Genomic DNA, 1,038 nt, shown 5'->3' on the forward strand with positions numbered 1-1,038 from the left:
CGCTCGATGCGCTCATCGGCATCGGCGTTTCGCGCCTTGAGATCAGCGACCTCGCTCTCCAGGGCGTCGGTCCGCGCCGCCTTTTCGGCCATGGCAAGCACCATGGCTTTCAGCGCTTCAACGTCGTCTGGGAGGTTGAGATCGGGCGGCGTCATCGGTTCGACCAGAGCACATTTTGCTCCGGTTTTCCTGCCCTTTCAGGCTGCTGATTCACTTCGCCGCAGGGCTTTTACCCAACAATCTCCGGCGGCTTCACCGGCACAGATCGAACCCGCTTCCAGTCCATGCCATCGATGAGCGCCAGAAGCTGGGCATGGTTGAGCTGAACCCGGTTATGACCGATGCGGGGCCAGCAGAACTGCGATTTTTCCAACCGCTTGGCGTAAAGGCAGACCCCAGAGCCATCCCACCAGACGATCTTGACCCTGTCCGCCCGTTTGGCCCGGAAGACGTAAAGCGCACCGTTGAACGGATCATTGCCGGCATCCCGCACCAGCGACAGCAAGCTGTCTGGTCCCTTGCGGAAATCGACCGGATGACTGGCGAGGAACACCTTCACGCCGGAGGGGATCATGCCGACCGCACCGCCCGGATCACCCGTTGCAAGTGCGCCTCGCTGACGTCTGCGCGAGCACGCACGATCACGTCGCCAATGACAACCTCGATCACCGCTTCGCCAGCATACGCCGCGACTACCTCACAACGCCCCGGTTCCGTGGAAACCTTCCGAGCGTTTAGGACCGCACGACGCCAGCCAAAGAGCTGCGACGGGTGAATGCCGAGCCGATGGGCGATCGCCGAGACGCTCGCCCCTGGCTCCAATGCCTCCGCCACCGCCCGTGCCTTGAACTCATCCGACCAGCGCCGGCGAAGCTGCCGCGGCGCGCCCTCAAGGCGGTCGGCAACGGCTTCGATCATATGGAAGGTTCTAGTTCCAGAACTAGGTGCAGACATAGAAGCTCACAGCAGCTCATCGTGTCCGTTACCGATACCTGACCGCTCACCCGCTCCGCCAGACGGGGTCTGCTTGCCGCTTAC

The 1,038-nt window shown here is 62.5% G+C and carries 2 protein-coding genes; both read right to left on the reverse strand.

The genetic code is table 11. The annotated features are described in order from the left end of the window. Positions 1-229: 229 nt before the first annotated feature. Positions 230-574: an IS66 family insertion sequence element accessory protein TnpB gene (tnpB, locus tag ATC00_RS00010; RefSeq protein WP_010003750.1), complete on the reverse strand. Its 345-nt coding sequence runs from the start codon at positions 572-574 to the stop codon at positions 230-232. Next, complete coding sequence (locus ATC00_RS00015; RefSeq protein WP_072642843.1) at positions 571-918, reverse strand: transposase; 348 nt, start codon at positions 916-918, stop codon at positions 571-573. The genes tnpB and ATC00_RS00015 overlap by 4 nt, the downstream gene beginning before the upstream one ends. Positions 919-1,038 lie beyond the last annotated feature (120 nt).

The sequence above is a fragment of the Sinorhizobium americanum genome, from assembly GCF_001651855.1.
GTDB classification, from domain to species: domain Bacteria; phylum Pseudomonadota; class Alphaproteobacteria; order Rhizobiales; family Rhizobiaceae; genus Sinorhizobium; species Sinorhizobium americanum.

Coding starts and splice junctions, on each gene's coding strand:
- tnpB (WP_010003750.1), bottom strand. CDS start 574: ATGATCCCCTCCGGCGTGAAGGTGTTCCTCGCCAGTCATCCGGTCGAT.
- ATC00_RS00015 (WP_072642843.1), bottom strand. CDS start 918: ATGATCGAAGCCGTTGCCGACCGCCTTGAGGGCGCGCCGCGGCAGCTT.